Annotated in this window: 26 protein-coding genes and 1 pseudogene; 11 read left to right on the top strand and 16 right to left on the bottom strand. The window is 63.0% G+C overall.

Annotated features, from left to right (window positions below; translation table 11 throughout):
• Nucleotides 1-21: 21 nt before the first annotated feature.
• Nucleotides 22-2,598 (bottom strand): TonB-dependent receptor plug domain-containing protein, encoded by a 2,577-nt coding sequence (locus AC5P78_RS18000; RefSeq protein ID WP_414498261.1) that lies wholly within the window; start codon nucleotides 2,596-2,598, stop codon nucleotides 22-24.
• A 440-nt stretch (nucleotides 2,599-3,038) separates the two neighbouring features.
• Here AC5P78_RS18000 and ftrA point away from each other — a divergent pair, with 440 nt between their 5' ends.
• From ftrA to AC5P78_RS17985, 3 genes are all read left to right on the top strand, one after another.
• On the top strand, nucleotides 3,039-4,040 hold the full coding sequence (gene ftrA / locus AC5P78_RS17995; protein ID WP_087803600.1) for a transcriptional regulator FtrA: 1,002 nt from the start codon (nucleotides 3,039-3,041) through the stop codon (nucleotides 4,038-4,040).
• 95 nt (nucleotides 4,041-4,135) lie between these two features.
• Complete coding sequence (locus AC5P78_RS17990; protein WP_012479978.1) at nucleotides 4,136-4,570, top strand: BLUF domain-containing protein; 435 nt, start codon at nucleotides 4,136-4,138, stop codon at nucleotides 4,568-4,570.
• A 131-nt stretch (nucleotides 4,571-4,701) separates the two neighbouring features.
• The gene (locus AC5P78_RS17985) at nucleotides 4,702-5,145 is read left to right on the top strand and encodes a chemotaxis protein CheW (protein ID WP_229302588.1); all 444 of its coding nucleotides are present in this window, start codon (nucleotides 4,702-4,704) and stop codon (nucleotides 5,143-5,145) included.
• Between the two features lie 11 nt (nucleotides 5,146-5,156).
• Here AC5P78_RS17985 and AC5P78_RS17980 read toward each other — a convergent pair whose 3' ends face one another.
• The 4 genes from AC5P78_RS17980 to AC5P78_RS17965 all read right to left on the bottom strand — a co-directional run bounded on the left by AC5P78_RS17980 (nucleotide 5,157) and on the right by AC5P78_RS17965 (nucleotide 8,812).
• On the bottom strand, nucleotides 5,157-5,657 hold the full coding sequence (locus AC5P78_RS17980) for a hypothetical protein (RefSeq protein ID WP_005413048.1): 501 nt from the start codon (nucleotides 5,655-5,657) through the stop codon (nucleotides 5,157-5,159).
• A gap of 92 nt (nucleotides 5,658-5,749) precedes the next feature.
• The gene (locus tag AC5P78_RS17975; protein WP_043035135.1) at nucleotides 5,750-6,337 is read right to left on the bottom strand and encodes a TetR/AcrR family transcriptional regulator; all 588 of its coding nucleotides are present in this window, start codon (nucleotides 6,335-6,337) and stop codon (nucleotides 5,750-5,752) included.
• A gap of 86 nt (nucleotides 6,338-6,423) precedes the next feature.
• Nucleotides 6,424-8,193, bottom strand: a complete 1,770-nt coding sequence (locus tag AC5P78_RS17970) for an oleate hydratase (RefSeq protein ID WP_414498260.1) — start codon at nucleotides 8,191-8,193, stop codon at nucleotides 6,424-6,426.
• Nucleotides 8,194-8,287: 94 nt separating this feature from the next.
• The gene (locus tag AC5P78_RS17965; protein ID WP_099527743.1) at nucleotides 8,288-8,812 is read right to left on the bottom strand and encodes a GNAT family N-acetyltransferase; all 525 of its coding nucleotides are present in this window, start codon (nucleotides 8,810-8,812) and stop codon (nucleotides 8,288-8,290) included.
• A gap of 165 nt (nucleotides 8,813-8,977) precedes the next feature.
• Here AC5P78_RS17965 and AC5P78_RS17960 point away from each other — a divergent pair, with 165 nt between their 5' ends.
• From AC5P78_RS17960 to AC5P78_RS17950, 3 genes are read left to right on the top strand one after another with little or no spacing between them, the layout of a single operon-like run.
• On the top strand, nucleotides 8,978-9,433 hold the full coding sequence (locus AC5P78_RS17960; protein ID WP_099527744.1) for an SRPBCC family protein: 456 nt from the start codon (nucleotides 8,978-8,980) through the stop codon (nucleotides 9,431-9,433).
• A 10-nt stretch (nucleotides 9,434-9,443) separates the two neighbouring features.
• A complete protein-coding gene (locus AC5P78_RS17955; RefSeq protein WP_099527745.1) occupies nucleotides 9,444-9,776 on the top strand; it encodes an ArsR/SmtB family transcription factor in 333 nt (110 codons plus the stop codon).
• Nucleotides 9,777-9,778: 2 nt separating this feature from the next.
• The gene (locus AC5P78_RS17950) at nucleotides 9,779-10,237 is read left to right on the top strand and encodes an SRPBCC family protein (RefSeq protein WP_049452673.1); all 459 of its coding nucleotides are present in this window, start codon (nucleotides 9,779-9,781) and stop codon (nucleotides 10,235-10,237) included.
• A gap of 54 nt (nucleotides 10,238-10,291) precedes the next feature.
• Here the strand turns inward: AC5P78_RS17950 and AC5P78_RS17945 are convergent, their stop codons facing one another.
• Nucleotides 10,292-11,578, bottom strand: a complete 1,287-nt coding sequence (locus AC5P78_RS17945; RefSeq protein ID WP_099527746.1) for an alpha/beta hydrolase family protein — start codon at nucleotides 11,576-11,578, stop codon at nucleotides 10,292-10,294.
• A 145-nt stretch (nucleotides 11,579-11,723) separates the two neighbouring features.
• On the opposite strand from AC5P78_RS17945, the gene AC5P78_RS17940 reads away from it, so the two are divergent.
• Both AC5P78_RS17940 and AC5P78_RS17935 read left to right on the top strand, forming a co-directional pair.
• A complete protein-coding gene (locus AC5P78_RS17940) occupies nucleotides 11,724-12,101 on the top strand; it encodes a DUF4180 domain-containing protein (RefSeq protein WP_154267844.1) in 378 nt (125 codons plus the stop codon).
• A gap of 97 nt (nucleotides 12,102-12,198) precedes the next feature.
• Nucleotides 12,199-12,963, top strand: coding sequence for a COG4705 family protein (locus tag AC5P78_RS17935; RefSeq protein ID WP_154267843.1), 765 nt, complete (start codon nucleotides 12,199-12,201; stop codon nucleotides 12,961-12,963).
• Here AC5P78_RS17935 and AC5P78_RS17930 read toward each other — a convergent pair.
• The 5 genes from AC5P78_RS17930 to AC5P78_RS17910 form a co-directional block, all read right to left on the bottom strand.
• On the bottom strand, nucleotides 12,960-13,742 hold the full coding sequence (locus AC5P78_RS17930; RefSeq protein WP_154267842.1) for a 3-hydroxybutyrate dehydrogenase: 783 nt from the start codon (nucleotides 13,740-13,742) through the stop codon (nucleotides 12,960-12,962). The two genes, AC5P78_RS17935 and AC5P78_RS17930, sit on opposite strands and share 4 nt — an antisense overlap.
• Nucleotides 13,743-13,825: 83 nt before the next feature.
• Nucleotides 13,826-14,305, bottom strand: coding sequence for a hypothetical protein (locus AC5P78_RS17925; protein ID WP_231336820.1), 480 nt, complete (start codon nucleotides 14,303-14,305; stop codon nucleotides 13,826-13,828).
• Between the two features lie 74 nt (nucleotides 14,306-14,379).
• A complete protein-coding gene (locus tag AC5P78_RS17920; RefSeq protein ID WP_154329377.1) occupies nucleotides 14,380-15,111 on the bottom strand; it encodes a hypothetical protein in 732 nt (243 codons plus the stop codon).
• Between the two features lie 107 nt (nucleotides 15,112-15,218).
• A complete protein-coding gene (locus tag AC5P78_RS17915; protein ID WP_111174241.1) occupies nucleotides 15,219-16,013 on the bottom strand; it encodes an SDR family NAD(P)-dependent oxidoreductase in 795 nt (264 codons plus the stop codon).
• Between the two features lie 80 nt (nucleotides 16,014-16,093).
• Nucleotides 16,094-16,933: a type 1 glutamine amidotransferase domain-containing protein gene (locus AC5P78_RS17910; protein WP_111174242.1), complete on the bottom strand. Its 840-nt coding sequence runs from the start codon at nucleotides 16,931-16,933 to the stop codon at nucleotides 16,094-16,096.
• 96 nt (nucleotides 16,934-17,029) lie between these two features.
• Here AC5P78_RS17910 and AC5P78_RS17905 point away from each other — a divergent pair, with 96 nt between their 5' ends.
• Nucleotides 17,030-17,947, top strand: a complete 918-nt coding sequence (locus AC5P78_RS17905; protein ID WP_111174243.1) for a LysR family transcriptional regulator — start codon at nucleotides 17,030-17,032, stop codon at nucleotides 17,945-17,947.
• 537 nt (nucleotides 17,948-18,484) lie between these two features.
• The gene (locus tag AC5P78_RS17900; RefSeq protein ID WP_046430208.1) at nucleotides 18,485-18,841 is read left to right on the top strand and encodes a hypothetical protein; all 357 of its coding nucleotides are present in this window, start codon (nucleotides 18,485-18,487) and stop codon (nucleotides 18,839-18,841) included.
• 134 nt (nucleotides 18,842-18,975) lie between these two features.
• On the opposite strand, the gene AC5P78_RS17895 is transcribed toward AC5P78_RS17900, so the two are convergent.
• Nucleotides 18,976-19,488, bottom strand: coding sequence for a hypothetical protein (locus tag AC5P78_RS17895; protein ID WP_495217311.1), 513 nt, complete (start codon nucleotides 19,486-19,488; stop codon nucleotides 18,976-18,978).
• Nucleotides 19,489-19,816: 328 nt separating this feature from the next.
• On the opposite strand from AC5P78_RS17895, the pseudogene AC5P78_RS17890 reads away from it, so the two are divergent.
• A pseudogene (locus AC5P78_RS17890) lies at nucleotides 19,817-19,903 on the top strand (hypothetical protein); the annotation flags it as partial.
• Nucleotides 19,904-20,283: 380 nt separating this feature from the next.
• On the opposite strand, the gene AC5P78_RS17885 reads toward AC5P78_RS17890, so the two are convergent.
• The 4 genes from AC5P78_RS17885 to guaA all read right to left on the bottom strand — a co-directional run bounded on the left by AC5P78_RS17885 (nucleotide 20,284) and on the right by guaA (nucleotide 25,318).
• Nucleotides 20,284-21,582: a hypothetical protein gene (locus tag AC5P78_RS17885; RefSeq protein ID WP_414498258.1), complete on the bottom strand. Its 1,299-nt coding sequence runs from the start codon at nucleotides 21,580-21,582 to the stop codon at nucleotides 20,284-20,286.
• 49 nt (nucleotides 21,583-21,631) lie between these two features.
• Nucleotides 21,632-23,515, bottom strand: coding sequence for an ATP-binding protein (locus tag AC5P78_RS17880; protein WP_495217310.1), 1,884 nt, complete (start codon nucleotides 23,513-23,515; stop codon nucleotides 21,632-21,634).
• A gap of 21 nt (nucleotides 23,516-23,536) precedes the next feature.
• Nucleotides 23,537-23,668: a DUF6079 family protein gene (locus tag AC5P78_RS17875; protein WP_220084136.1), complete on the bottom strand. Its 132-nt coding sequence runs from the start codon at nucleotides 23,666-23,668 to the stop codon at nucleotides 23,537-23,539.
• 84 nt (nucleotides 23,669-23,752) lie between these two features.
• Nucleotides 23,753-25,318, bottom strand: coding sequence for a glutamine-hydrolyzing GMP synthase (gene guaA / locus AC5P78_RS17870; RefSeq protein ID WP_414498257.1), 1,566 nt, complete (start codon nucleotides 25,316-25,318; stop codon nucleotides 23,753-23,755).
• Between the last annotated feature and the right edge of the window lie 80 nt (nucleotides 25,319-25,398).

Below are 25,398 nucleotides of genomic sequence, written 5' to 3'. Positions count from 1 at the left end.
CGGCCGCCTTTGGCGTGAACCTCAAAACCGGTAACTGACCCGCCCGTACCAGTACGCGCCGACGTTGCCCAGCACATCGCCGTTGTCCCAGGTCGTCTCGATGCTCGCCACATCGGTGGCACTGCGCGCGTACTCCGGCACCTTGCGCGTGCGCTTGTCGAACACGTTGTTGATGCCCAGCGCCGCACTCCAGCCTGCGCCCAGTTCCACGGCACCGGAGAGATTGGTCACCAGCACCGGCGGCTGCTTGTACTCCACGCCGTTGTTCAGGCGCTTGATCGGGCCGTAGTAGGTGAAGTCGACGTTCGAGCGCCAGCGCCCGTTCTGCCAGCCCAACCCCGCCACCTGCGTGTAGCTGGGCGTACGGAAGCGCAGCGCGTACTCGCTGCTCTTGGTCAACAGGTTGATGTTCGGCAGCCCCTGCAGCGCCGCCGGAATGTCGCTGATCTTCTGGATGGTGGTGCGCCCCACGTTGGCCGCGTAGCTCCAGCGCAGCTTGCCCCAGGCCGTTTCCTGGTTCGCTTCCACGGTCAGCTCGACGCCGCGCGTACGGGTATTGCCCACGTTGGTGAAGTAGCTGGCGTAGAACGCATCACCCGGCAGGATGCTGATGCCGGCCGACCCGAGCAGCGCATCGATGGTGTTCTTCTGCGCCGCGCTCAGCACCGTGCCGCTGTTGTCGGTGACGCGTGCAGGATCCTGCGCGTTGTAGCCGATCTGGCTGGACTGGCCGAGCTGGCCGCGGATGTCGATCTGGTAGGCATCCACGGCCAAGTGGAACGCCGGGCTCGGGTCCCAGGTCACGCCCAGGCTGTAGTTGGTGGCCTTCTCGGGCTTCAGCGGCGTAGCACCCAGCGCAACCGCTGCCGGCGAAGACACCTGCGCCACCAGCGTGGTGCCGCACGGGCAGCTGCCAGTGGCCTGGTAGAACTGCGCACCCAGGCTGGGGGCGTGGAAGCCGTTGCTGACCGTGGCGCGCACGCCCAGCGCATCGGTGAAGTCGAAGCGCGTGGTCAGGCGGCCGGTGGAGACACTGCCGAAGTCGGAATGGTCTTCCCAGCGCGCGGCCGCATCCAGATACCAGCGCGAGGTGATGTTGGTGGCTGCACCCACGTACACCGCCTTGCTGTTGCGGGTAGCCTTCACCGCATCGGCAGTCGAATAGCCGACGAAGGCCGCAGCACCAAAGCCGGTGTACGACTCCCACTGCCCCGCCCCACGCTCGTACTGTTCGTGCTGGTACTCGGCGCCCGCGCTCACTTCCAGCGGCGAAGCAAAGGCCGCCACCTCGAAGCCACGGCGCAGGTCGAGGTTGGCGATGCCCTGCTGGTAATCCAGCTTGCCGTCATAGAAATCGGTGGGTGAACCGGGGTACGGCAGCGAGTAGTTCACCGAGTTGCGGGTATAGGTGCGTACCGTGCTGCGGTTGCCGGTCAGGCTGGCGTCGTAGTCCCAGCCCGCGATCTGGCCTTTCACAGCGGCAGTGCCGGTGTACTGCTTCTCCTTGGTTTCCAGCACTGGCAGGAAGCCATCGGGAAACACGCTCAGCACGCCGGGTGCCTTGTAGGTGGTGAAGATGGTCGCCGGCAGGCGGAAGTTCTGGATCGCCTGCGCGGTACGGTCACTGGCCGTGGCATTGGCATAGAACTGCGCGCTGTCGCCCAGGCCATGGCCCACGTTCACCGCAAACGCCTTCAGCGCATACGACGGGGAGCTGAGAATCGTGTTGGCCTCGGCATTGCGGCTGGCTTCTGCCGGGTTGGGCGAGGCGCCGGCCGGCAGCCGGTTGTTTGGCCGCAACGCCACCCGATTGCCGTTGGCATCCACCGCCGGATAGCTCAGATAGCCATCGATATAGCGGCGGGTACGGATCGCGTGGTGCTGCCGCGTGCTCTCGCCGGACAGGTTGACGAAGCCATCCTGGCCCCACGGCAGGCCCACGTTGGCGCGCACGCTGGTGCGCGAGCCATCGCCGTCGGTGCTCTGCCCGCTTTCCACCGACACATCGCCACCGTGTGCCTGGGATTTCAGGATCACGTTGACCACGCCGGTGATCGCATCCGAGCCATAGATGGCCGAGGCGCCATCGCGCAGCACTTCAACATGGTCGATGGCCGAGACAGGAATCAACGCCAGGTCGGCCCAGGCATGGCCGGGAAAGCCGCCACCGTTGGCTCCGCTCACGTAGGCACTGGCATTGCGGCGCTTGCCGTTCACCAGCACCAGCGTGTAGCCCGGCGACAGGTTGCGCAGCTGGTAGCCGCGGATCAGGCTTTCCTGGTCGCTCTGGTAGCCGCCAATCTGGCTCAGCGACGGCAGGCTGCGCTGCAGCGCTTCCAGCAGGTTGCCCTGGCCGGTCGCAGCAAGATCCTCTGCGGAGATCACGTCGATCGGCGTGGAACTGTTCTTCACCGTACGCGTACTGGTGCGCGAGCCGGTCACCACCACGGCATCCAGTGTGGACGCGGCCACGTTGGCCGTCGCAGCGGCGGCAGCAGGATCCGCATCGGCTTCAGCCGCATGGCTGGGCGAAGCGGCGAGGATGGCTGTGATCAGAACAGCGAGAGTGCTCAGGACAGGGGCGTGGGCGGCAGGCATGGGGGCTCGTGGGGGTGGGCCGGAAACACGCTTCCATTCAAGGGCCTGTCCGCCCACCGCGACAGGCGCGATCGCGTCACCCAGCCGTAACATCCGGCCACCCACATGACTGCTGGTAATGACGTTAGGCAGCCCTGCGCACCACGCCCATGGGACGGCGAGCGGCGGGTGGCAGGTGGTGGGTGATGGGTGATGGGTGATGGGTGGCGGGCGGCGGGCGGCGGGCGGCAACCTACGGGGGTAGAGTCGACTGTCAGTCGACTATCGCGCGCAGCGCGGGCTTCCAGGCGGTATCGCCAACAGCAGTCGACTAACAGTCGACTCTACCCCGTCGGGTGCCCAAGCCAGACGAATGCCCCCCCCGTACACATGCTCCACAGGCATCACCTCATGCCCGCGCAGCATTCTGCGGCGCACATCACCACCCGTAGCATCAAGCCATGCCCAGCCCACCCGCCGATCCCAGCGCACCGCTCGTCGCCATCGTTGCCTGCCACGGCCAAGGGCTGTTCGAGTTCGGCTGTGCGGTTGGCCTGTTCGCGCCGGTGCGGCCGGAACTCGGCGTGGCCTGGTATCGCACCCAGCTGTGCGCGGGTGAACCTGGTGCGCTGCGCATGCTTGGCGGAACGCAGGTGCAGCTTCCCTACGACCTCAGCACAGTTGATGACGCCGACATCATCGTCATTCCCGGTTGGCGCGAGCCCAGCGAGCGCCCGCCACAGGCGCTGCTTGATGCACTCATCCGTGCCCACGGCCGTGGCGCGCGCATCGCTTCGATCTGCTCCGGTGCCTTCGTGCTGGCGTGGGCCGGGCTGCTCGATGGCCGCCAGGCCACCACCCACTGGCGCCTCACCGAAGCGCTGGCGCGCGAGTTCCCGCGCATCGATGTGCGCGAAGATGCACTGTATGTAGACACCGGCAGCATCATCACCTCGGCCGGCTCGGCGACCGGCATGGACATGATGTTGCACATGGTGCGCAAGGATTACGGTGCGCGCGTGGCCAACCTGGTGGCCGAACGGCTGGTACTGGCGCCGTGGCGTGATGCCGAACGCAGCCAGCGTGTCAGCCGCGCCATTCCCCATGGCGAGCCCACGCGCCTGGCAAGGCTGATGGAATGGATGCGCCGCAACCTGCGCGAGCCGCACTCGCTGGGCAGCCTCGCCGAGCAGGCCGCACTCAGCCAACGCACCCTGCAGCGGCAGTTCCTGGAGGCCACCGGCCTGTCGCCCATCGACTGGCTGATCCGCGAGCGCGTCGCCTACGCCCGCGAGCTGCTGGAAACCACCGATCGGCCGCTGCAGTGGATTGCCGAGCAGGCTGGATTCGGTTCGCAGGAATCGTTCCGTCGGCACTTCCGGGGCCAGGTCGATGCGAGCCCTACCGAGTACCGCAGCCAGCATCGCGGCGGTGTTGGCGCGGATCGGTTGGTGGGCTGCTGATCCAGCTCAGCGCTCTCCAGCGCCACGTGAGAAAAGGCTCACGGCGGACGGTGGAGACCCACGTATAGTGACGTGCGTCACACGAAGCCCCTTCCATGCTCCACGCATTTGCTTACTCCAGCCACATGTCGGCTGGGCTTTCCGATGAAACCCTCCGCCAGATCGTCTCGGGCTCTGCCGCGTTCAATCGCCGGGTGGACGTTACCGGAGCGCTGCTCGTCGACGGGCAGCGGTTTTTCCAGTACATCGAAGGCCCGCCCGACGGCCTGGAGGCGGTCAGGCGCCGCATCCAGGACAGTCGTTCGCACGCCGCCGTCACCCCGGTACTGGACATGGCAATCGGCGCACGCGCCGTACCCTACTGGGCGATGACCCGCATCGAGACCGGGCAGATCGTCGTGTCCGGGCTGGTCAATGCGCGATGGGACGAATTTGGCCATTCCGTTCCAGGCATGGATCAGCTCGTTGGCCTGCTGCGTCCGCATTTCCCACGCATCGGCACCGTCGAGCCGCCACGCGCCCCCGCCTGATACAGACTGAACCGACGCCTTGCGTGCGCCTGCCGACGCGGCCGTGCGCTACGTTCGGGCGTCATCATCAGGATCCTCCTTCCCGCTGTCTTCGCCACGCCCATCGCATGCCAGTACCCGCCCCACCTGCAATGGAAAAACGCGCATCGCCCGCCGACCTGTTCGAGATCGTGATCGTGCGTGCAGGCACCGCCCTGTTCGCGATTGACATCCAGGCTGCCGTCGAAATTCGCGGCCTGGAGGCATTCGGCCCTGCAGACCGCAACGGCAGGCCGACCCTGGAAGTCCGTGGGCAGCCATTACCCGTGGTCGACCTGCGCCGCATGAGCGGCCAAGCGGCATTCGACGGTGGCAGCCCGGCCATGCTGTTGATCAATGCCGGTACCGCAACGCTGGCGCTGGCCGTGGATGAGGTGCTGGAGATCGAGACACCGGACGCGAGCGCACGCGTCCCCGAGCGTGCCGCAGGCCGATCGTTCGGCTTCTGCAGCCGGCACATTCAACTTGACCCGGCGCGCTCGGCTGCACTGATCGAACCGGTGGCACTGCTGGGCGCACTTGCCGCGCCGGAGTGACCGGCGGCGTCTCAGGATCGTCCTGCCAAGGCACGGTTTCGCAGCCTCCAGCACTGCGCGGCCACGCCGATCACGAACACCACCAGGCAGACCAGCAGCGTGTGCAGCACCACCGGGGCCATCGGCGCGGCAGCAATCGGATGCGCTGCCGGCACGCGGGTCAGCGTTTCGTTGACGCCGGGCACCAACGACAGCAGGAAGCTGAAAGACAGCGCAAACGTCGATGCATAAGGTGCTGCGCGCCCCAGCCAGCGCAGCCGCGCGGCCAGCACGCCGCCGAATGCCACCAGCAGCACGATCACCCCGAATGCGTGGCCGGGGTTGATCCCGCCCGTGCTGGACACGGTGAACGAGGTGGCCACCGACAGCACCAGCCCCACCAGGTACAGCTTGCCCGCGCGCGTGGCGGGATCGATTGCGCGATGGCGAATGAAGGCATACAGGCCACTCAACACCGGGATCAGGCTGACAGCGGTATGGATCACGCCAAGCGTGGACAGAGGGTGGGACATGGGACATCTCCAGGGATAGAATGAACCTACTAGTAGGTAGGCATTGGACTCAAAAAGAAGGCCCGCGTCGCCGCAGGCCCACCACACATCTCTCAGAGCGCCGCACTCACCCGCGCGATCGCCAACTGTGCCAGTGCCGCGAAGGTCGCCGCGTCACCAAAACCGCGCGCGGCCAGCATCGCGCCGTGCACCGAGGACATGAACGCCCTGGCCTCGTCCGCAGGGGAACCCTGCAGGCGCAACTGGCCCAGCGCCGCGCCCTTCTCCAGCGTCACCGTCAGCCACCCGCTCAGATCCTCGAAATGCCCGCGCACTTCATCGGCAATCTCCGCAGGGATCATCGGCGCCTCCGCTGCCAGCATCGCGCAGATGCAGAACGACGACGTCCCCCCTGCAATGCAGCTGGACCAGTACTCCACATAGGCGTTGAGCTCCTGCAGCGGGTCGTCCAGCTGCCGGTCCAGCAGCGCCAGGCCTTCGCGCGCCTCGGCCCGGTACAGTTCAACCACCGTGCGCACCAGGTCCGCCTTGCTGGGGAAGTGGTGATGGATGCTGGCCTTGCTGATGTTCACCCGCGCGGACACGTCGGCGTAGCTGAAGCCGTTGTAGCCACCGGCCTCCAGCAGCGAACGGGCATGGGCCAGGATCTCCTGGGCCTTGGGCGAGAGCGACTCTTTCATGCCGCCAACCTACTAGTAGGTTGAAGCTGTGTCAATAACCCGCTGCTGGACCCGCCGGGCGTGGCCCGGCGCTACCGAGATCCCAATCAGTCCTCCTGCACCAGCTTGAACTCGCGCAGCAGCCCGCCGATCTGGGTCTTGTCCAGCTTGTTCATCAGCAGGTTGCGCAGGAACACCGGCCCGGGAATGTCCAGTTCCTTGCCGTCACGCAAACGCCCGGTCGCGGCCAGCAGCGAGCGCACGTCGTAGGTGGAATTGAACACCTCGGGTACGCCGCGTTCGATATCCAGCAGCGTGTACACCGCTTCCATCGGCGTGCGCACCGAGTACTCTGTAGTGAAGATGCAATCGCGCTGCTTCGATTCGGCGAACTGGCCGATGAAAGCGAAGTTCACCGCACCGTCCGGCACCACGTCCGGGCGATCACCGGCCTGGCGCGGCATGAAGAACGCCGTGATGTACGGCATCATCACCGGCACTGTCTTCGCGCCGGTCGCGGCCAGCTCATCGATCTCTTCCACCGGCACGCCCAGGTGATACAGCCATTCGCGCGTGATCTCCTCGCCGGTGCAGTCCTGCATCGGCTTCTTCACGTAGTCGCCGGGCGTATCCACGAACAACGAATACACCCACACCACGATCTGGTCCTTGGGCTGGTTCTTGAAATGTGGCTGGCGATTCACCGTCCAGCTCATCAGCCAGCGCGAGTCGCGCACGCTGACGATGCCGCCGGTTACCACTTTGCCGCTGAAGGGATCGCGCTTGGCGATCTTCTGGATGTAGGCCGGAATGCGCGCATCCAGCGTGGTCACCGTTGCCGATTCCCACTTGGTTTCTGGAATGTGTGCGCCGAACACATCCGGACGCCCGAACGCGTCATCCTTCGCGGCAATGCGGCGCCACAGGTCCCAGGCAGGCGCCGTGCCTTCGTTCAGGCGTGCCGCAGTGTGGTGGTCGCCATTATCCGAGTTCTCGGTCAGCGAACCGATGGTCATGAACAGCAGATCATCCGCGCCGAGATCCACGCCACCGGCTACACCGTCATGCATCCAATGGATGCGCGTGGCCTGCTTGCGGTCCGGCTGCAGATCAAAGTCGACGTCGGTCACCTCGGTACCGTACTGGAACACCACGCCCTGGTCCTGCAACCACTTCACCAGCGGCAGCACCAGCGATTCGTACTGGTTGTACTTCGTGAACTTCAGCGCCGAGAAATCCGGCAGGCCGCCGATATGGTGGATGAAGCGATGCAGGTACAGCTTCATCTCCAGCGCCGAATGCCACTCTTCGAACGCGAACATGGTTCGCCAGTACAGCCAGAAGTTGCTGTCCAGGAAATCACGGCCCAGTACTTCGTTGATGCGCTTGTTCTCCATCTCCTGACGGGTGGCCAGGAACAGCGCGATGATGTCCCTCTGTGCCTGCTCGGTCAGCGTGAACAGGCCATCGGTGTGTGCATCCTCGCCGCGATTGATGGTGGCGCGCTGCAGCGAATAGTTCGGGTCGTCCTTGTTCAACCAGTAGAACTCGTCCAGCACGCTGGCATCTTCGATCTCCAGCGACGGTATCGAGCGGAACAGGTCCCACAGGCACTCGAAATGATCTTCCATCTCGCGGCCACCACGGATCACGAAACCCTTTTCCGGCACCTTCAGGCCATCCAGCGCACCGCCAGGAATCTGCTGCTGTTCAAGAATGGTGATGCGTTCACCGGCCATGCGCCCGTCACGTATCAGGAACGCAGCGCCGGCCAGTGAGGCCAGGCCTGAACCGACGAACCATGCGCGCTTGCCATCGACACCGGCGGGCTTGCGCGGGCGCGCAAAGGCTTCGTAGTTGCCACTGCTGTAGTACATGCGCTGCTCCTTCCTGGAGGGGGTGACCCCACTCTAGCGCCGAACCGATGTACCGAATCCTGCATGCATGCTGCGACCGAATGACGCAGCGGCGTCAGAGCTGGCGGCCCAGCAGCATGCCTGGCCAGCCGTCCACGTTGAACGGCGCAATTCGCGTGTAGCCGCAGGACTCGTAGAAGCGCACCAGATCACCGCTGCCTCCGCCATAGCAGTCCACGCGCAGATGGTCGAGGCCGGCAGCGCGCGCCTGCTCATCGGCAAACGCCATCAGGCGACGGCCAATGCCGCGCACGCGCGCATCACGCGAGGCCACCAATACCCGCACGTACAGCTCCGGCCCATCGGGCGCCTGCACATAGGGCATCGACTCGCCCAGCGCCAGGAACGCACGCACCTCACCCTGCTCGTTCTGGGCCACCCATGCGCCAGGCAGCGCGCACGCATCGGTCACCTGGGTGATCCGGCGTGGCACCGTGGACCATGGCTCGCTGCCCCATTGCTGCAGATTGCCGATCGACACGAACCATTCGATCACCTCGTCGAACAGCGCCAGCACCGCAGGGGCATCTGCCGCACTGGCGCGGCGGATGGTCAAGGTGTCCTTTCCTGTTTCAGTCATGCACGTATTCCTGTCAACGCGTCAATCAGCTGTCACGAGGATGCCGGCCAGCGGCCAGCACTACCAGGGTCGGAAGTCCCTGGGCCGGATTTGACATGCAGGCATTTACCTGCATATAGTTCATCCCAAGGGCGGCGCCTGCCGGCCCATCGCGAGGAACCTGCAATGGTGGATATCGCACACAGGGTCGGCATCAAGGCCCCCGCAAGCCAGGTGTACCAAGCCCTGGCCACCCCCGAAGGCGTCGCCGTCTGGTGGGCAGAAGACGCCCACGGCGACCGCAACGTCGGCGGCACGGTCAAGGTCCGTTTCACCAATAACGGCCAGGAAATCGGTGCCATGGAAATGCAGCTGGAACAGCTCATTCCCGGCGAGCTGGTGCTCTGGAAGTTCCTGGCCGGCCCTGCCGAATGGATCGGCACGCATGCGCGTTTCGCGCTGAAACAGGAAGGCGACTACTGCATCGTCCTGTTCACCCATGAAGGCTGGAAAGAGCGCGTCGAGTTCACCTCCCACTGCAGCACCAAGTGGGCGGTGTTCCTGATGAGCCTGAAGGCACTGCTGGAGACCGGCAAGGGCCAGCCCAACCCACACGACGTCAGGATCGACAACTGGAATTGAAGACATCCCCATGGCGCTAGACAACGTGCGCGACGCAGACAAGGTATTCAAGGCGCTGGCCGATCCCACGCGCCGCACGCTGCTGGATCTGCTCTGCGAAGACAACGGCCAGACCCTGAGCCAGCTGTGCGAAAACCTGGACATAGCCCGGCAATCGGTCACCCAGCACCTGGGTCTTCTGGAAGACGCCAACCTGATCAGCACTGTGCGCCGTGGCCGCGAGAAGCTGCACTTCATCAACCCGGTACCGCTGCATGAAGTCTACGAGCGCTGGGTACGCAAGTTCGAGCAGCAGCGCCTGAGCCTGCTGCATGACCTGAAACGCGAACTGGAAGGAGAATGACGATGTCTGCAGAGTCAACCCGCTTCATCCACGTGATCTACATCGCGTCCACGCCACAGAAGGTGTTCGAGGCCATCACCCGCCCCGAGATCGCCCGCCGCTACTGGGGCCACGAGAACGTCTCGGACTGGAAGCCCGGCTCGCGCTGGCAGCACGTGCGTGCCAACGAAACGCGCTCGGTCGAGCTGGTCGGTGAAGTGGTGGAAAGCACCCCGCCCTCGCGCCTGGTCATCACCTGGGCCGCCGCCTCGCAGGCCGACAACCCGGATGCTTACAGCCGCGTCACCTTCGACATCGTGCCCTATCAGGACATGGTGCGGCTGACGGTTACCCATGAGGAGCTGGAACCGGGCAGCGGCATGGATACCGGCATCCGCCAGGGCTGGCCGATCGTGCTGTCGAGCCTGAAGTCGCTGCTGGAAACCGGCAAGGGATTGGACGTATTTGCGAAGCCGAACTGAGTCGTGCCGCAATCGGCGGCGGAGCGCCATCCGCCGCTGGCGCTCCCCATCCGGTCAATCGCTCAATCTGCGCGAACGTCCATAACTGCCATGCACATCCTGCTTGATCCAATCGGCCAGCAGGCGCAGGTAGCCGTCGGTGATCCGCGTCGACACCCGGTTGCCCTCGGCATCGGTGCGGAACTCGACCATGCCGTGGTCGGTATCCGGGAACAGGTAGGTGTCGATCGGTTGCCCCGACGCGCGCAGGCGCGACAGGATCGAACGCGTGGCGGCAATCGGCGCGGCGCGGTCCTGCTCGGCCAGCACCCACAGCAACGGCACCTTCAGGCGGCGCAGCGCGGCCTCGGCGTCGTAGTCCCAGATCAGCTCCAGGTTGTCGAATCGCGCGCGGCCGATCCGGCGCAGGTCGGCTTCACTCATGCGCAGCATGTCGCCGCTGTATTCGCCGCTGATGTTCTTTGCCCACGGTGCGGCACCGATCTGCGTACGCACCTTCGCCAGCGCCTCGAACCCTTCATTGAAATGCGTGCGCATCAACTGCGCGGTCGCGTCTGAAAGCTGGCCAACCTGCGCCAACGCCGCCGCATCCAGCTGCATGCGCCGTGCCTCGTCGAACAACTGCTCGCGGTCCTCCTCGATGGGCGACACCACCAGCCCGAAACCGATCGCCACGAAATCGGCCTGCGAGCGCGTTGCCGCCAGCGGCGCGATCCACCCACCCTGGCTGCCACCGAAGTAGCCGGCGCGGCCGAATCGGCCCCTCGCCAGTTCACGCGCCTTGGCAAGCGCCGCCGCTGCATCGTCAGCCAGCAGCTCGAAGTTCTGGGTGTACTCGCCTTCCGAATCGCCGGTGCCACGCTTCTGGTAGGCGAACACCGAAATGCCCTGGGCCACCAGCATGCGCTGGTAGATCGCCGCCACCGCCATCGTGCGTTCCGAGCCGTGCACCAACACCACCAGCGGCTGCGTCGGGTCGGCCGGCCCTGCCGGCTCGATCAACTGCCCGGCCAGCTTGGTTCCCGCGCTGATGAACGTTGCATCGGTATCGCGGGTCGGCAGTCGCTGCCAGCGCTGCGTGGCTCCCGCAGGCGTCCTGAAGCTGACCACATCATCGCTGCAGCTCACCGGCGCGTTGGCATCACCGGTGGCGCCACGTCGCCCGTCCAGCATCAGATAGCGCTGCCCCGTGGCCGGTGCCGCAGCGGGTGCGCCGAGCACCACGATGTTGCCCTGCCCGTCACCGTAGGCACTGGCCGTGCATAGCTCGGCGGCCGCGGCCGGCAGGCCAGAACACACCAGCACCGCCATCAACAACGAACGTCCTTTCCACCCTGCCATGCCCTTTCCCGGTATCGTGAACCCGCCTCGTGCGGGCGCCCGGCGCAGCCTAGCGCGTTCGTTCGCCAGATTCATGCTGCATCTGCTTACTGTTGGCCTCTCCCATGGCCATACTGGGCGGACGATACGAACTTCAGAGCGCACGATGCACACACATGTAGAACAGATCGGCAGCACCCGCGTCCTGCGCAGCGCCGATACAGGCCCGCTACTGGATGGCAACGCCCTGCGCGACCTGGTCGGCGATGCCCTTGGGCACCAGGCCGAGTGGATCGCCGTGCCGGTGCAGCGCCTATCGGCAGACTTCTTCGAGCTGCGCTCCGGCATGGCCGGGCAATGGCTGCAGATGCTGGTGAACTACCGCCTGCACTTCGCCGTCCTGGGCGATGTCAGCGGCTACCGCGCACAGAGCGAATCGCTGGACGCGTGGATCACCGAGTGCAACCGTGGGCACAACGGCTGCTTCGTGGCCGACTGGGACGCCCTGCTGGCACGCCTGCCGGCCCCCGCCCGCACCGGCTGAACGCCGCCCCCACGCTCACTCTCGCCGAACCCGGTTCCGACTGCACTCCGACGCCGCCCAACACAGCATCACCGGCAGGCTCCCCGGTCGACGTTCGATGCGTGCTTCAGACACCGATTCCCTGCACAGCAAAGTGGCGGCGGTCACCCTCGGCTTCTGGGTGATGAAGATCGCCGCCACCACCCTCGGCGAGACCGCAGGCGACCTGCTGTCGATGACGCTCAACCTCGGCTACGTGGCCAGCTCGGCCATCCTGCTGGCGATCTTCGCCGGCCTGTTGGCCCTGCAACTGTCGGCACATCGCTTCCACCCGGTGCTGTTCTGGTCGGTGGTGCTGGCGACCAGCACCGCCGGCACCACCCTGTCGGACCTGATCGACCGCACCCTGGGGCTGGGCTACGCGACCGGCGCCAGCCTGCTGGCCGGCTGCCTGGCGCTGGTGCTGCTGGCCTGGCGCATGTCGGAAACGTCGATCTCGGTCAGCAACATCGCATCGCGCCGCGCCGAAGGCTTCTACTGGACCGCCGTGCTGTTCTCCAACACGCTCGGCACCGCGCTGGGTGATTTCCTCGCCGACGATTCCGGGCTGGGCTTCATCGGCGGCGCCCTGCTGATCGGCAGCCTCATCGCGCTCACCGCACTGGCCAGCCGCATCAAGGGCATCAACCGGGTCATCCTGTTCTGGATCGCCTTCGTACTCACCCGCCCGTTTGGCGCCACTTTCGGCGACCTGCTCACCAAGCCGCTGGAAAAGGGCGGCCTGGGCTTCGGCACGGTAGGCTCGTCGCTGGTGCTGTTCACCATTCTCGCCACGCTGGTGGCATTGCCCATGCTGCAGCGTAAAGCACAGCCAGCCAGCTAGCGCGCCGTCCAGCCCCCATCCACCGGCAGCGCCATGCCGGTAATCTGCGCCGCAGCGTCCGAGGCCAGGAACACCACCATTTCTCCCAGCTGCTCGGGCGTCACGAACTGCAACGACGGCTGCTTCTCAGCCAGCAGCGCACGCGCGGCGGTCTCCTGATCCGTGCCCTGGCGCTCGGCCAGCGCAGTGATCTGCTGCTCGACCAGCGCCGTCCGCACCCAGCCCGGGCAGATGGCATTGGCGGTAATGCCGCTGCCCGCATTCTCCAGCGCGGTCACCTTGGTAAACCCCACCACGCCGTGCTTGGCCGCCACATAGGCCGACTTGTTCACCGAGCCCACCAGGCCGTGCACGGATGCGATGTTGATGATGCGACCGGCGCCCTGCTGCTTCATATGGGGCAAGGCCGCCGCCGTGGCATGGAACACGGCCGAGAGATTCAACGCCAGGATCGCATCCCACTTCTCGACAGGAAACTCCTCGATCGAGGCGGTGTGCTGGATGCCTGCGTTATTTACGAGGATGTCGATGCGGCCCATCGTCGCGACGGCATGCTCAATCATCCCGCGCACTGCCTCGCCACGGGACAGGTTGGCAGCATCGTGCACCACCCGCACGCCGAACTCGGTTTCCAGCTTGGAACGGATGCGTTCGATCTCCGCCGCATCGCCGAAGCCATTCAGTACGATGTCGGCGCCTTGCCGGGCCAGCGCGGTGGCAATGCCAAGACCGATACCGCTGGTGGAGCCGGTGACTACTGCAACCTTTCCACTGAACATGGGCGAGCTTCCATCGGGCACAGGCGGCCAGTGTAGCGTCACCGGCTCGCCGCTTTAACTGACACCCTCAAGTCGGCCCACAGCTAGAAGCGGATGCCTGCCCGATCAACGGTCGCCAACGGGTTGGCCTTCCGCACCGCCTCAAGGAACAGCAGGAAATCCCGATTGAACAGCGTCAGGTTGTTGGTGAACGTCACGCACTTTCTGCCCGATGCTTTGCTGAAGCACACCTGCCAGACATAGCGCCCGTAGATCCTGTCAGACGTTCGTGTGACTGAGGTGATCTGCGAGAGCGGAACCGCCGTGGGCACCGGGCCCCGCCGCAGGTAAAAGGATTCTGTATCAAAGAAGTAGTGCTCGCGATCCTCTTTGCCATCCACCATCACCAAGGTCATGGACGTGCGGGAAATCCGGCGAGGGGCATGCAAACGCAACCCCGATTTCACAGACGAGCGAGCAGCTGCTGACATTCGCCGAAGGGTGAACCAGAGGATCACCAACGGAAGCGCCGCAACGACAATGAAGCCTGCAGTCTTCAAAACAGTTTCCAGCGTGCTTGGCACACAGATCTCCAGGATGAACTTTCAGGCGATGCCCAATCCACGCCATGCGTGGATGATTCTCCCCCAACGCCTTTTCACTTCCAATGATCCGGCCCCAGGAACGGCAGGCTCAGCACAAACACCGGCACCGCCACAGGGATCAACGCCGCGCCGAGCACCTTGCCCGCCGCCGAACCCACACCCGGCTTGTCCTCCCTCTCCGGCAGGATCCGCTGCGCCCGCGCATTGATCGGCTGTGCCAGCCTCCCCTTCTCCGTCAGCGCCGCAGTATCCGGCAACTTCACCCGCTCGCCGTCGCCCTCGAACAGCGCGCTGTAATAGCTGCCGCCCTTCCTTGAAAGATTGCAGGCGCGGTCAAACGCCATCGCGTAACGGGTCCGGTCCATCGGCAGGTAGTAGCGCGCACGCTCCTCCACGGCCTTGGCCTCACGCGGGGGGACCTCAATCCGCTCCAGCTTGTACTGCTGGGCCTGCTCCGCCGTTACCTGCTCCGGCCGCAGCAGCAGCGCATAGCTGCCGTGCACCTTGGCCTTGTTGGCCGGGTCGCGCCAGTCTTCATGGAAGTACATCTGCGCGCAGGCCACCGCCTCGCGCAGCGGGCTGTCCATCAGCGCCCGATATTCGCGGAACGGCGCGGCATTGAAGCGCATCGGCTCGTCATAGCGCGGCAACAGGTACAGCTGGCCGTCGTCGGCCACGAACGCACTGGTGATCTCGCGGCTGGAAGCGTGCTCTTCCGGGCCACTGGCACAGCCGGACAGCAGGCCAAGGCACAGGGCGGAGAAAATGAAGAAGGACGTTCGCATGTCGTGTTCGTGGGCTTCCCTGGGAAAACGGCCCCGCTCAATGAGCGAGGCCAGTTTGCCATGGTGCCACGCACCACATCACGCGCCAAACCGGCCCAACCGCAGCGTCACAGGATGGATCGGTAGGTCCCGCCCTCTACGCGCACTGCTGCACCATTGGAGGCCGCACCCAACGGGCTTGCCAGCAGCGCCACCATCGCCGCGATCTCGTCGGCCTCGATCATCCGCGCGATCAGCGAACTGGGCCGGTAGGTCTGGAAGAAGTGCGCTTCAATCTCTGCATCGGTCATGCCCGGTCGTGGCGCGGTCTGGCGCAGGTATTCCACAATGCCGTCCGAGCGTGTGGCCGATGGCAACACGCTGTTGACCGTCACCCCGGTGCCCCGGGTCAGCTCAGCCAGGCCACGCGACACCGCCAGCTGCGCCGACTTGCTCACCCCGTAATGCACCATGTCCGGCGGCGTGAACGCACCCACCTCGCTGGACATGAAGATCACCCTGCCCCAGTTGCGTTCCAGCATGCGCGGGAAATAGTGCCGCGACAGGCGCACGCCGGACAGTACGTTGACCTCCAGCATGCGCATCCAGTCATCGTCGCTGATGTCGGCAAAGGCCTTCGCTTCGTAGTAGCCCAGGTTATTGATCAGGATATCGGTATCGGGCTGTGCCGCGATCACGGCGGCCGCGCCCTCGGCGCTGGCCAGATCAGCCACCACCGTAGCCAGTTGCGCGCCCGGCGCCACAACGCTGATCTCGGCCATGGCTGCCTGCAGCTTTCCCGGGTCACGCCCGGTGAGGGTCACGCTTACGCCTTCGCGTGCCAACGTGCGCGCGATAGCCAGGCCGATACCGGCGGTCGCGCCGGTGACGAGTGCGGTCTTGCCCGCCAGTTGAAGATCCACGAGGTTAATCCTCTGAGTAGGAAGGGGCGCCCCGCGCGCCGAGCGCAGGACTCACCGAAAAAACAGATGTGCTGTCTGGCTTACTTCAAACGCTCCACCAACCGCTGCCCGACCTCCAGCGCCGACGCCGGGTTCTGCCCGGTAATCAGCTCGCGATCCACCACCACATGCCCGGTCCACGGCGTAGTGTTGCTGCTGAACGTCGCCCCCGCCTGCTGCAGCGCGGTCTGCGGGTAGAACTTCATCTCACCGCCGCCCAACAGCGGCTTGGCCTGCTCTTCTTCCTGGTTGCTGATCACCGTCATCTGGTAACCGCTGTAGATCCACTTCGGCGTGGCCGGCATCGCACCCGCCTCCAGCTTTGCTGCGAAACCCGCTGCATCCGGCAGCGTGGACAGCAGCGCGATCGGCCCATGGCAGACCAGCGCGGTGGTCTTGTTGCGCTGGTGGAAGTCGGCCAGCAGCCGGCCCAGCGCCGGGCTCTTCAGCAGGTCCTGCATCGGCGCGTGGCCACCGGGAATGTAGACCGCATCGAAATGCGCGTAGCCCTGCTGCTCGACGCGCGCCAGGCTGACCACCGGCGAGGCCGTCGGCGAGGTCAGCGCCAGTTTCTCCAGCAGGTCCTTGTGCAGCGTCAGCTGCGCGGCATCGTTGCCGAAGTACGCCGGCGTCACCGAGGACGCATCCACCGTTGGCGCCCGCCCGTGCGGCGTAGCGAAGGTCACCTCGTGGCCCGCGTCCAGCAGCAGCTTGACCGGCTGCATCAACTCGTTGAGATAGAAGCCGGTGGACAGCACCTTGCCGTCCTTCAGGTCCAGATGGTTTTCGTCGGACAGCACCACCAGCACGTTGGCGGCATGCGCGCCGGTGGCGGCCAGGGTGAGGGCCAGCGCTGCGGCCAGCCGGGTCATCAGGTTCATGGGGAACTCCTATCGGGGAATGGCGGCCACTTTATTCATCGCCCCAGCGGCGATAAATTGGTCCCATCGCAAAACATCTGTTCCCCGGAGAGCCAAATGAGCCGCAAGTTCGACTACCTGGGCGATGTGGAGGTGTTCCTGGCGGTGGTCGAGCATGGCTCGTTCACGGCCGGCGCGGTGGCGCTGTCCACCACGCCCTCGGTGCTGAGCCGCGCGGTCACCCGACTGGAAGCGCGGCTGGGCCGACAGCTACTGCAGCGGACCACCCGCCGCGTGGGCCTGACCGACGCCGGGCGGCTCTATCTGGAACAGGTCCGCACCGCCTTCGGGCTGCTGGACGACGCCGAGCGCGACGTACTGGCCCAGGACGGTGCGCTGGCCGGCCGCGTGCGCCTGAGCGTGCCCACCACCTATGGTCACTACCGGCTGCCGCCCGTGCTGGCGCGCTTTGCGCAGCAGTACCCGCAGGTGCAGGTGGAGCTGAACATCACCAACCGCAACGTGGACCTGGTGGCCGAAGGTTTCGACCTGGCCATCCGCCTGGGCCAGCTGCCGGACAGCGGGCTGGTGGCGCGAAAGCTGGAAGACGCCCCACTGCTGCTGGTGGCCGCGCCGGACTATCTGCAGCGCCGGGGTACGCCGCAGACGCTGGACGACCTGCACCAGCACCTGTGCCTGCCGTTCGTGATGCCGCGCACCGGGCGGTTGGCGCCGTGGATCTTCCGCGACGACGGGCGCGACGTGGACTGGTTGCCACGTTCGTCCATCGAGACCTCCGACGATGTGCTGGGCGTGGTGTCGCTGGCCGAACAGGGCATCGGCATCTGCCAGAGCTATGAATTCATCGTGCGCGAGCGATTGCGGCGCGGGCAGCTGGTGGAAGTGCTGCCGCAGCTGCGTGGGCGGTCGCGGCCGTTCTCGGTGATCTATGCGCCGCATCGACGGCAGTCGGCGGCGGCGCGGGCGATGATTGAGTTGCTGGTGGGGAATGCGGCTGAGGCTGACGTTGGTTGAAGCTGCGAGCTTGTTAACGGTGTCGGGTTTGAACCTATTTTCGGGGTGTGCGGCTGATCGCGCGCCGTTGCCACTCGGTGCGGATTAAGAACTGTTGCAAAGAAGGCTGTCGCGCTATTCGCTTGTACCATGGGCGATTGCGCCACTTTTATTCGCCATCAGCAGAGCAGCTGCGCGAATGCGTCTGCTGGCGTCGCGTGCTGCATGAATGGTGCGTGCAACAATAGTTCTTCGCTCTCGGATTCGGCGATTCCTTCGCGAATTTCTATTGGCATTCGAAGCGGCTGCGTAAACACCATGGCGCGCCACCGATACCGGGTGGCCGGGCGTGCAAACCCGAGACGCAGAGTGAATACGCTTGCCAGTCGGCACCGTCCTTGAGGCGGTGCCGACTGGCAATCCGTCGGCCTATATGGCGGACGGTGCGTGGGGGTCTTCGGGCCCGCCGGTCACTCCTCTGCGTCCCGGTTTGCAACCCGCACCGTCCGCCACCCCTTCGCGGTGGCGCTGTTAAGCACAGCCACGGAAGCCGACGCCATGAACGAATCCGACACCTTCTCCTCGTATACCGTTGTTGAGCCCATCAACGACGACACTCCCCTGCCCGACCTGAACTCCCTGCTCGGCATCCTCAAGCGCATGCGCGGCTGCGAGGGGGCAGATGGGCATCCTTGGCCAGAAACCGATGTGTCGCCCGGCCGACGCGTGAGCCTAGCAAGGAGCGAGCGCGCAATGGTGGGAGCACTGACGGTTCTGGAGTTGCTGCACGCCGCAGACCGCTGCCGGGTAGCAGCGGACCCGGAGCGGCATTTGGACGAGGGCGTTGTGGATGGGCTGTTTCTGGCTTGCCGGGGGCTGGTTGAGTGGGCTTGTCGGGAAGTTAGGCCGGAGTGACCTGCTTCCCGGAGCATACTTACGGCAGACTTCGTCTAGCGCCACGTGGAATAACGTCCGCTTCCGGCCACAAGCGGGACATCGACCAGCACTTGGATGCGGCCCCGCCGCGACGCGACGCGACGTCGCTTCAATTAACGCTTAGAAGCCTTTGTCGTTTGGGAGAGATTTTTCCTATCTTCCGGAACCTGCACCTTTCGATACCAAAGTCTGAAGCCGATGATGGTAATGACCAAGCCAGCCAGCAGACCTCCAGCGCATGCAATTAGGTAGCAATGCATGATACGTCTGGTGTGGATGATCTCCATCAGCTTGATGGCATCGCCTGCGTTCTTAGTCGACATTTCCCTGTTGGCGAGAACGAATTTGTCCAGCTCGGACTTGAATTCATCAAGCGAACGCCTGCTTATCGGCTGACCCGATAGTTCACTTTGGGAAATCAACTCAAGGTGTGTCCTTGTAAAATCAGCCAGGTCCGACGAAAGATTCTCTGATTCATGCTTGTGCATTCGGACCTGAGAATTCATCGAGATCAGCGCACTGTTGTACTTCTGAAAATGGGAGTCTGCAAAGGCAATGCTACCCATTGACAGCACTATTCCTAAAACAGCCATGAACTTGTAGAGGCTGTCAGTTGGTGGTTGCATCATGTTTTGCACCTAGCGAATGAACTTGGCCAAGCCGCTAAGCGGCTTCGGCTCGAATAAATTGTTAGCTCATTGGCCAAAGCTCCTGAGCTGCTGTTGGTAACTGGCCAGACGTTCTAGAAGCTCAGAGCGCTCAGTGTCATCGCGTCGGCGCAGCTCTTCACTGTAGGACATTACGCGGACCGTTGGGAGGTCGTTTGCCGCTCGTGTTGAGTGAGTTTGCACCCGCACAAACGCAAAGCTACCGCGTCTGCCTAGAGCAGGCGCGCAGTTTACCATTTATGGACTAGAGCAGATTGCCTACCCGCTCAAGCAGGTCGAGCTTGGGATGGCGGTCGGTGGAGTATGCCGCAAGCCGGGTATTGCGGAGGCGACGTTCTACCTGTGGCGCAAGAAGCACAGTGGGCCGCGTCCCACCGAGCTCAAGCGCCTGCGATTGCCGGATGAGGAGAGCCACAAGCTCAGGCAGCTGGTGGACGACCCGAGCCTAAACAAGGCGATGCTGCAGGAGGTGGTGACAAAGAGCACTGAGTGCTGCCCAAAAGCGTGCCCGGGCAGGTCAGCGCAGGAGCGATTTGGTAGCAGAGAGCGGCATGCACTGCGGATCGTGTCGATGACGTGCTCAGCGCTAGGGAAGCGGGCTTGTCTTTACGAAATTGTCGGCCGCCGCAGCCGGAGCCGCCGTCGCTGGCAATCAATCAAGGTGGCAACAGCGCCACAATACCATGCGGGGAATGGACCATGCCGTTGACGGCTTGTTCGACGGCCGCCGCTTCCGGGCTCGTGGAGAACATTTCAGACATCGAGAGATTCTTCATCTGTTTCTTCATCGTCGGCCTGGGGCTCGGCGGGCCTCATCGGTTTGATGGCAATCGCGACTGCCTTGCCCGTTTCCAAGGTTTCCCGGATGACATCCCGAAGCACCTGAGACTGACTGGGCCTCGTGCCAACCCACGCCTTGGACACCACGGTGATAAATGAGGTGTTGTCGAAATGGCGCTTTGCGTTCTCATAGGTGATCCGTAGGCCACCTCTTGGCCCTTTGATGCCTGGGTCGTTCTCCAGCAGCTTCCAGTAATCCAGCGGCAGGTACATGCCAGGCACTAGGCCCACATCATCCGGGTTGAATACCAATCTTGGGCAGAGCTTTAGGAAGAACGGGTTTTCGGTGAGCCGGTAGCCGCCAATGTCGGTGTCGGGACCACACGTCTTTAACGCACGAAGCACGGCATCCATACGGTCGATTTCTTCCTTCAACTGCGCGTCGGGCAACCGATAGACGGCTTCAGCTGGCCTATTGCGCCTCTCTTCACGCTCCATTGCTTTGTACTGAACCATGACAAAGCTCTGGTAGGTTTCGTTGAAGTAGATGAGATCGGTGCCGGTTTGCTCTTCGAGTGGAAGGCGGTTGGCAAGGATGACCGTTAGGCGTTCCGACGCGTTCTCGGACTCGAATACCGCCGCGCCGTAGGGATAAGTCTTGATCACATCAAAACCCGGCAGGTTTTGCAGGTCGTTGACCACCATCGGGTCTTCGCGCAGCCGAACGCTGGGCAAGCCGTCCAGAAAGGAGACGGGCGTCTCGTCCGATGGCGCCCATTCCTGAACAGGCTCACGGCTGATGCCGGCAATCGAAAGCGCCGTCAGCACAGCTTCTTTCTGCTGTGCCAAGTTCTCCCTCGTCTTGTCGGGCAATCGCCGGATAAGGACAGTTCTGCTTACACTGAACCGATCCAGCAGGGTGCTGGCTTGGGGCGCAAGCTGGCGAATGGTTTCGACGACTGCGGAGAAGCCTTTCTCGGTCAACAGACCGCCGGATTGAAGCCGCTTGCGCACGGATGCGGCGTTGCGCTTCGGCAGACGATTGAGAATTTTTCGAACAGAGATTGGCTCGGAGAGTACTTCTGCATTATCGATGTTCAGTCGGCTCAGGCCAGTACCGGCGCGCATACCGCGACGCCCCAAACCAATGTGCGTCAACTTTCCCGCGCCAATCACAAAGCAGACCAAAGGTACTGTCCGGCTGTGTTGAAAGTCCGTGACAGGCTCAGCAAATCCCCGCCCCTCGGCCACACATTCAAGGAGTGTGTCCATCCTATCTTTCGTTAGTAATACAGCGAAGCCGCTTGCCTTGGCCATTTGATTAACTCCCTACCGGGCCCGTGGCCTGTTGTGCGGCGTATTCCCTCATGCCATTACGTAAGATTTCGAGGAATGTGTGGTTCCTGCTTTCGGCATCCGCCACGATGGCATCGAAGGACACGACGAAGGTCGGAGTCGGAACCACCGTTCCATCCGGTCGTTCGGTTGGGAACTCCTGGTAGTAAAGCTTCCCCCTGGAGAACAGTGGCGCCCACTTTTGCTGGCGCAGTCGTGTTTCCATTGTGTCGCTGATCTGGATGATCGCGTAGTACCATATTCTCTGGATATTGGGGCAATGCGTCGCCAGTTTCACCGCACGATCAAGCAGCTGATTGATTGCGTATTGATTTTCTTTTTCATCGTCCGTTTTTCTCTTTATTTCGATGACCACAACGTCCACTGCGCGGTTGTCACTTGGATCGGCGGAAAATATCATGGCAATATCCGGCCTACCCGCATCTTCTCCGCATTCTTCGTCAAGCCGTATGGCGTTGACGACAGTATCCATCCGCTTCTCGCTCAGGATGGTACGAAATACCATGAACTTATCATCCAGCAACCAAGCGTTGTTCTGGTAAATCTCCGAAGGCATGACTTCTTTCGAGAACTCCTTGAACCTCGGCACGATGATATTGTGTATTTCGGATTCAGCATTTTCGGCCGTCATTTCCTTCATGCGGCCGATGATCTTGTCGCGGTACAAGATGTATTCGGTCAATGTGCGCGATGAAAGCTCCAGCGACTTCTCATACGCTGCTTCGGTCATTTTCTCGCATTGCAGCACCTGCTTCTGGGCACGAAAGAATTTCTGCTGCGCGATCTCCAGAGCATCATCACGATCAATCAAGCCAACAGTTTCGTTTTCGAAGTAACCCAAGAGATGCGGGAATTGCTCCTCGAACTTTTTCTTTACCTCTTGGTTCTTCTCAGTGATCTTCGGAATTTTGTCCACTAGAATCTTGCCAACTTCTCGGCGCAAAACACGATAAAGACTCGCTTCTTGGAGGCCGCCCGGAAAGATCAGCTTTTGGCGCGAACTGTCGGCATTGGAGTGAAACATTTCTGACTCGAATAGGAATACACCCATATAGCCCGCCGGAAAAGCCGAAGCTGGTATCAGGTTCACGGGAATTGTTCGGCCATCAATGTTGAAGGCGACGAGCAGGCTCCCTCTGCCAGAAACCGGCTCGACGTGATAGTGCATATCAATGGTCGAGAAAGCATCCAGAGAGCTATCTTGGATAGTGATCTTGGTCAGTGAAGGCAAATCATCAGGCGTGATCGTCACCCCGTGTGGAAAGAACTCCTTCTGCGGATTGCTCTCCGTGGTACTCAAGTTGATCCAAATCCTAAAGGTCTTGCCATCACGTTTGCGCGCATCCAGCGTTGGCAGGAACTGCTCAATCAAGAGCGGCTTGATGGCATCTGGCTTCAGATTGTCATAGGACTTTACGCGAGAACCAGAAAACCCGGTGAATGTCAGCGTCGTTCTGGCATCTTGTGCTTGCTCAAGCTGCTGGAGTGGCGCGTTGTCGTTAAAACCCTCTTTAAAGACAAATTCCCTTTGCCACTTGTCCCGCATACTGATCACTTCAACGCGATCAAAATAGTTAAGAAACACCAAGCGCCCAATCCCTTTGTGGAACTTATCCCTAGGCTTCAACAAGGTCTTAAAGCGATCAAAGTTTTCATCATTGAATCCATCACCGTTGTCCGTAACGGTGATCTTCAACGTGTCAGGCCTGTCGTATCTCTGAACATCAATCTCAATGGATACATCGGTCGCCCCCGCATCCAGCGCATTGGCTAGCGCCTCGAAATAAACCAAACTCAACGATGGGTTCGGGAGGAACAGCCTGATGGCCCCAGCGGTTTCAATATCCATTGCCTTCCTCTATTGGATCCATCACTCGATGACGAAGCGCAGCTTGGTGGCATCTTTGCGTTTGCTACAGTCGCTGATCAGCGCATCAAAGCGTTTACGCAAGTCGTCCTGCGTCGCGGGTAAGCCACCTTGCCGCCGTGCCTGCTTAAGCATCGCATTTTGATACCTACTGGGCCGCTGGCTGTCAAACTGTCGGCAAACAACAAGGGCGCCTCTCGGCGCCCTCGTTCTCTCAACTCATTCCCACTCAATAGTAGCCGGCGGCTTCCCCGAGATGTCATAGACAACTCTGGACACCCCCCGCAACTCATTGATGATCCGGTTGCTCACCGTACCCAGGAACTCATACGGCAGATGCGCCCAGTGCGCGGTCATGAAGTCGATCGTCTCCACGGCCCGCAGCGCAATCACCCACTCATAAGCCCGCGCATCACCCACCACGCCCACCGACTTCACCGGCAGGAACACGGCAAACGCCTGGCTGGTCTTGTCGTACAGGTCCGCCTTGCGCAGCTCATCAATGAAGATGGCATCAGCCTTGGCCAGCAGCTCGGCGTATTCGCGCTTCACTTCGCCCAGGATGCGCACGCCCAGGCCCGGGCCCGGGAACGGATGGCGGTAGACCATGGTGCGCGGCAGGCCCAGTTCAACGCCCAGGCGGCGCACTTCGTCCTTGAACAGCTCGCGCAGCGGCTCCACCAGGCCCAGCTTCATGTGCTCCGGCAGGCCGCCCACGTTGTGGTGGCTCTTGATCACATGCGCCTTGCCCGTCTTGCTGCCGGCCGACTCGATCACGTCCGGGTAGATGGTGCCCTGCGCCAGCCACTTGGCGTTCTTCAGCTTGTTCGATTCTTCGTCGAAGATCTCAACGAACAGGTTGCCGATGATCTTGCGCTTGGCTTCCGGGTCGCTCACGCCTTCCAGCGCAGCGAAGTAACGGTCGGCGGCATTGACGCGCACCACCTTTACGCCCATGTGCTCGGCAAACATTTCCATCACCTGGTCGCCTTCCTGCCAGCGCAGCAGGCCGGTATCCACGAACACGCAGGTCAGCTTCTCGCCGATGGCCTTGTGCAGCAGTGCCGCCACCACGGACGAATCGACGCCGCCGGACAGGCCCAGGATCACTTCGTCATCGCCCACCTGTTCGCGCACGCGGGCGATCTGGTCGTCGATGATGTTGGCGGCGGTCCACAGGGTCTGGCAGCCGCACACGTCCACCACGAAGCGGCGCAGCAGCGCCTGGCCCTGCAGGGTGTGGGTCACTTCCGGGTGGAACTGCACGCCGTACCAGCGCTTTTCTTCGTTGGCCATGGCGGCCACCGGAATGCGGTCGGTGGTGGCGGTGATGGTGAAGCCCGGCGGTGCAACGGAGACGTGGTCGCCGTGGCTCATCCAGACATTCAGCTTCGGCTCGCCGCCGTGGTCGCTCAGGCCCTTGAACAGTGCATCCGGGTTGATCACGTTCACTTCGGCGTGACCGAACTCGCGCTGGTCAGCGGCTTCGGTGGCACCGCCCAGCTGGGCGGCCAGGGTCTGCATGCCGTAGCAGATGCCGAAGATCGGCAGGCCGCTGTCGAACACTTCCTGCGGCGCGGCTGGCGCACCCGGCAGCGTGGTCGATTCCGGGCCGCCGGACAGGATGATGCCCTTGGCGCCGAACGCGGCGATCTCGGCCGGGTTATGGTCCCACGCCCAGATTTCGCAGTAGACGCCCAGCTCGCGGATGCGGCGGGCAATCAGCTGCGTGTACTGCGCGCCGAAATCGAGGATGAGGATCTTGTCGTTATGGATGTTGGTCATGGCGCCCCGGCAATGCAGTAGGGAAAACGAAATCAGATTTACGGCGGCAGATGGAGAAAGAGGAACGGGAAGTGCTTCCC

This window comes from Stenotrophomonas sp. YJH_SMC_133, assembly GCF_059370655.1.
The sequence above is the reverse complement of the archived record's forward strand: the minus strand, read 5'-3'. Positions and strand labels throughout refer to the sequence as shown.

Excerpts from the sequence above, each read along its gene's own strand:
- AC5P78_RS17905 (WP_111174243.1), top strand. The coding sequence starts at position 17,030 with ATGAGCCGCAAGTTCGACTACCTGGGCGATGTGGAGGTGTTCCTGGCG.
- AC5P78_RS17885 (WP_414498258.1), bottom strand. The coding sequence starts at position 21,582 with ATGGACACACTCCTTGAATGTGTGGCCGAGGGGCGGGGATTTGCTGAG.
- AC5P78_RS17930 (WP_154267842.1), bottom strand. The coding sequence starts at position 13,742 with ATGTTCAGTGGAAAGGTTGCAGTAGTCACCGGCTCCACCAGCGGTATC.
- AC5P78_RS17880 (WP_495217310.1), bottom strand. The coding sequence starts at position 23,515 with ATGGATATTGAAACCGCTGGGGCCATCAGGCTGTTCCTCCCGAACCCA.
- AC5P78_RS17990 (WP_012479978.1), top strand. The coding sequence starts at position 4,136 with ATGCTCCACGCATTTGCTTACTCCAGCCACATGTCGGCTGGGCTTTCC.
- AC5P78_RS17975 (WP_043035135.1), bottom strand. The coding sequence starts at position 6,337 with ATGAAAGAGTCGCTCTCGCCCAAGGCCCAGGAGATCCTGGCCCATGCC.
- AC5P78_RS17875 (WP_220084136.1), bottom strand. The coding sequence starts at position 23,668 with ATGCTTAAGCAGGCACGGCGGCAAGGTGGCTTACCCGCGACGCAGGAC.
- AC5P78_RS17900 (WP_046430208.1), top strand. The coding sequence starts at position 18,485 with ATGAACGAATCCGACACCTTCTCCTCGTATACCGTTGTTGAGCCCATC.
- AC5P78_RS17970 (WP_414498260.1), bottom strand. The coding sequence starts at position 8,193 with ATGTACTACAGCAGTGGCAACTACGAAGCCTTTGCGCGCCCGCGCAAG.
- AC5P78_RS17945 (WP_099527746.1), bottom strand. The coding sequence starts at position 11,578 with ATGGCAGGGTGGAAAGGACGTTCGTTGTTGATGGCGGTGCTGGTGTGT.
- AC5P78_RS17950 (WP_049452673.1), top strand. The coding sequence starts at position 9,779 with ATGTCTGCAGAGTCAACCCGCTTCATCCACGTGATCTACATCGCGTCC.
- guaA (WP_414498257.1), bottom strand. The coding sequence starts at position 25,318 with ATGACCAACATCCATAACGACAAGATCCTCATCCTCGATTTCGGCGCG.
- AC5P78_RS18000 (WP_414498261.1), bottom strand. The coding sequence starts at position 2,598 with ATGCCTGCCGCCCACGCCCCTGTCCTGAGCACTCTCGCTGTTCTGATC.
- AC5P78_RS17960 (WP_099527744.1), top strand. The coding sequence starts at position 8,978 with ATGGTGGATATCGCACACAGGGTCGGCATCAAGGCCCCCGCAAGCCAG.
- AC5P78_RS17965 (WP_099527743.1), bottom strand. The coding sequence starts at position 8,812 with ATGACTGAAACAGGAAAGGACACCTTGACCATCCGCCGCGCCAGTGCG.
- AC5P78_RS17935 (WP_154267843.1), top strand. The coding sequence starts at position 12,199 with ATGCGTGCTTCAGACACCGATTCCCTGCACAGCAAAGTGGCGGCGGTC.
- AC5P78_RS17940 (WP_154267844.1), top strand. The coding sequence starts at position 11,724 with ATGCACACACATGTAGAACAGATCGGCAGCACCCGCGTCCTGCGCAGC.
- AC5P78_RS17955 (WP_099527745.1), top strand. The coding sequence starts at position 9,444 with ATGGCGCTAGACAACGTGCGCGACGCAGACAAGGTATTCAAGGCGCTG.
- AC5P78_RS17920 (WP_154329377.1), bottom strand. The coding sequence starts at position 15,111 with ATGCGAACGTCCTTCTTCATTTTCTCCGCCCTGTGCCTTGGCCTGCTG.
- AC5P78_RS17910 (WP_111174242.1), bottom strand. The coding sequence starts at position 16,933 with ATGAACCTGATGACCCGGCTGGCCGCAGCGCTGGCCCTCACCCTGGCC.
- AC5P78_RS17985 (WP_229302588.1), top strand. The coding sequence starts at position 4,702 with ATGGAAAAACGCGCATCGCCCGCCGACCTGTTCGAGATCGTGATCGTG.
- AC5P78_RS17980 (WP_005413048.1), bottom strand. The coding sequence starts at position 5,657 with ATGTCCCACCCTCTGTCCACGCTTGGCGTGATCCATACCGCTGTCAGC.
- AC5P78_RS17895 (WP_495217311.1), bottom strand. The coding sequence starts at position 19,488 with ATGCAACCACCAACTGACAGCCTCTACAAGTTCATGGCTGTTTTAGGA.
- ftrA (WP_087803600.1), top strand. The coding sequence starts at position 3,039 with ATGCCCAGCCCACCCGCCGATCCCAGCGCACCGCTCGTCGCCATCGTT.